Source organism: Microbacterium sp. Bi128, assembly GCF_918698205.1.
Map to the genome: position 1 here is coordinate 1 of NZ_CAKKMM010000518.1, position 3319 is coordinate 3319.

Consider the following 3319-nt stretch of genomic DNA (forward strand, 5'->3'; position numbering starts at 1 on the left):
GTGGCGCTGGATGCCACTCAGACGCTGTGGCAAGAGCTCGACGACCTCGAACGCGACCACCGCCTGCCGGGGTCGGAGTCGCCCGCCTCGGGCCTCGCCCCGGCGATGCACGGGTGGGCGCGCGGGCTTCCGCTGGACAGCATTCTCACCCTGGCCGACATGGCCGCGGGGGATTTCGTCCGGTGGGCCAAGCAGACGATCGACCTGCTGGACCAGATCTCCCTCGTCGCCGAGCCGAAGCTCGCCACGACCGCACGGACGGCGCTGGATTCGGTGCGACGCGGCATCGTCGCCTACACCTCGGCCTGATGACGGCGTCGGTCGTCCCGGGAGCGATCGTCGTGCGTTCCGCCGCTTAGGCTTGTCGGGTGCCTCTAGCCGCCCCGCCGCGACCGATCGTCCCCCTGGCGGTCGCCGCTCCGCTGTCCACGGCGGCGGGTCTGCTGCTGGTCACGGCATTCCCCGCCCTGGCCTGGTGGCCGATGGCGTTTCCGGCGGTGGCGATGGCGCTCGTGGCTCTGGCCGGACGCGGCGTCTTGTCCGCGGTGCTGGTCGGGTTCCTCTTCGGGGCCGCCTTCTTCTCGGTGAACCTGCTGTTCACCGCCCGCTATCTCGGCCCCATCCCGTGGATCGCGCTGTCCGGGCTCGAGGCGTTGCTGACGGCGGCGTTCGCCGTCCCGATCGCGGTGGCCTACCGCTGGCTGCCGCGCCTCGCCCCGGGGCGCGCGGGACGGCTGCTGCTACTGCCCGCCGTGGTCGCGGGGCTGTGGACGCTGCGGGAGCAGATCGTCGGGTCCTGGCCGTACGGCGGGTTCCCGTGGGGGCGCATCGGCGTCTCGCAGGTGAACGGCCCGTTCGCCGAGGTCGCCTCGTGGGTGGGCATGTCGGGGCTGTCGTTCCTGGCCGTCCTGCTGTGCGCGATGGCGATCGAGGGCGTCCGGCTCTCCCGCGTGCGCCGGACCGTCGCGGCCGTCCCGATCGCGATCGTGCTCGTCGCCCTCCTGCTCGTTCCGCAGTTCCCGACGACGGATGCCGGATCGATGCGCGTGGGTGCGGTTCAGGGCAACGGCCCGGCCGGCTACTTCGATCAGCGCAGCCGCAACGCGGTGCTGAACGCGCAGCTCGCGGCATCCGCCCCGCTCTTCGGCGAGAAGATGGACGTCTTGCTCTGGCCCGAGGGCGGCGTGGACTCCGACCCCACCCAGACCCCCGCCACCGCGGACGTGCTCAGCCAGCTCTCGCGCCGTATGGACGCTCCGCTGCTCGTCTCGGCGGTGACCGAGCGCGGGTCGCGCCTGTACAACTCCGCCCTCCTCTGGACGGCCGAGGGCGGGCCGCTGCAGACGTACGACAAGCGCAACCCGGTGCCTTTCGGCGAGTACGTCCCGGACCGCGCGTTCTGGGAGCCGTTCGCTCCGGACCTCATCGGGCTCATCGGACGCGAGTACACCCCGGGCACGGCGAGCCCCGTGTTCGACGTGAACGGTGTGGGCGTCGGGCTGGCGATCTGCTTCGACGTCATCTACGACGACGTCGTGTGGGACGGCGCCGCCCAGGGCGCGGAGGTGTTCATGTTCCAGACGAACAACGCGGACTTCCGCGGAACGGACGAGAACCTCCAGCAGCTCGCGTTCGCCCGTATGCGGGCGATCGAGACCGGCCGCTCGGTGGTCACCCTCTCGACCGTGGGGACGAGCCAGGTGATCGCTCCCGACGGCTCCACGGTCGACGAACTGCCGGTGGACACCGCCGGCCACATGCTCACCGACGTGCCGCTGCGCACGGGTCTGACGCCCGCCGTCGTGATCGGTCCGGCGGTGAAGATCGCAGTGGGGTGGGGGAGCATCGCCGCCCTGGCCGCGGCGGGGCTGATCCTCGGCCTCCGGTCGCGCAACGCGAAGAAGACGCCGGCTCCCGAAGGAACCGGCGCCTGAATCCGCGGAACGGCGCTTAAGCGCTGATCTTCTGGTCTCCGCCGCCGCGTCGGGCGCGCAGGAAGGCCAGGCGCTCCTCCAGGAGCTCCTCGAGCTCGGGGATGGAGCGGCGCTCCAGGAGCATGTCCCAGTGCGTGCGGGGCGCCTTGTCGTCGCTGTGATCGACGGTGGCGGTGCCGTCGCCGATGCGCAGCAGCGCCTCGGCGCCGCACGTGCGGCACTCCCAAGCCGGGGGAACCTCGGCGTCGGCGGCGAAGGTCAGCACCGTCTCTCGTCCGCAGGTGCTGCAGGCGTAGGTGTGCTGGGCCCGGTCGTGGAAAACGACCCCGTCTTCGCTCTGAAGGCTCTGTGCGCCGAGTCGGATGCCTCGAAGACTGCGATCTGCCATTGTGTGGTCCTCTCGTCGGTCCCCATGTATAACGGCCCCACCTGTGCGCTTTATTCGAACCGAGCGCCTTGCGGCGAGATTCACAGACGATGCTCAGGTCACCGGCTGTTCAGCGTCCGTTCACGATCGACAGCGCGAGGTCGGCGCGATCGGTGACGAGGCCGTCGACCCCCAGATCGAGGAGCCGCGTCATGTCGCCGGTGTCGTTCACGGTCCACACGTGCACTTCGACGCCGGCCTCGTGCGCGGCGCGCACCAGCCCGCGCGTCACGACGCGGACGGGGCCCTGCCGTTCGGGGATCTGGAGGGCGTCGAGGTCGCGGAGCAAGCGCCGGACCGTGCCGCGGAGTCCGAGAGCGTGAGCGGCGACCAGTCGCGCGACGGTCGCCGAGCCGGGTGAGGTCGCGGGCCGGATCGGTGCTCCGGCCGTCCGGGCCGCGGCCAGGGCGACGCGTCGACGGTCGTCCGAGAAGCTGGTGAGCAGGACGCGCGCGGCGTGCGGGGCGACGAGACGCCCGACGGGTGCGGCGGCCGCTTCGGCCTTGACGTCGAGGTTCCATCGCACGTCGGGGAAGGAGTCGAGGGCTTGCGCGAGTGTCACGAGGCCGCCACGGTCGGCCATGAGTTCTTCGAGCTCGGCGAGACGGACGTCGGCGATCTTGCGGGGGTCGCCGGTCATTCGGGACAGGTCGTCGTCGTGGAACAGGACGACGGTCCCGTCGGCGGTGAGGTGGCAGTCCGATTCGACGTAGCCGACGCCGGCGGCATGCGCTTCGGCGACGGCGGCGAACGAGTTCTCGGCGACGCCTTGCGCGGCGGCATCCGGAGTCACCAGGCCTCGATGGGCGAGAACCCGGGGCCCCGCGGGGGCGAGGAACGGGTGGCGTGTGGGCGACGACGAGAGCATCCGGGACCTCCGGGGCCGAACGTAGCACGCGTGCAGAACGCCGAGGTGATCGCCGCGGGGCCGCGGGTCCGGGGCCTCGCAGCCCCGGCT

General features: G+C 71.6%; 3 protein-coding genes and 1 pseudogene. 2 read left to right on the forward strand and 2 right to left on the reverse strand.

Translation table 11 applies throughout. The annotated features are described in order from the left end of the window. Together LQV45_RS22155 and lnt are read left to right on the forward strand one after the other, a co-directional pair. Positions 1-309: pseudogene (locus tag LQV45_RS22155) on the forward strand (RNA helicase); the annotation flags it as partial. A 59-nt stretch (positions 310-368) separates the two neighbouring features. Further along, positions 369-1934: an apolipoprotein N-acyltransferase gene (lnt, locus tag LQV45_RS22160; protein WP_230008848.1), complete on the forward strand. Its 1566-nt coding sequence runs from the start codon at positions 369-371 to the stop codon at positions 1932-1934. Between the two features lie 16 nt (positions 1935-1950). On the opposite strand, the gene LQV45_RS22165 is transcribed toward lnt, so the two are convergent. After that, positions 1951-2322 (reverse strand): RNA polymerase-binding protein RbpA, encoded by a 372-nt coding sequence (locus LQV45_RS22165; protein WP_138175219.1) that lies wholly within the window; start codon positions 2320-2322, stop codon positions 1951-1953. Between the two features lie 109 nt (positions 2323-2431). After that, positions 2432-3229, reverse strand: a complete 798-nt coding sequence (locus tag LQV45_RS22170) for a glycerophosphodiester phosphodiesterase family protein (protein ID WP_230008849.1) — start codon at positions 3227-3229, stop codon at positions 2432-2434. Positions 3230-3319 lie beyond the last annotated feature (90 nt).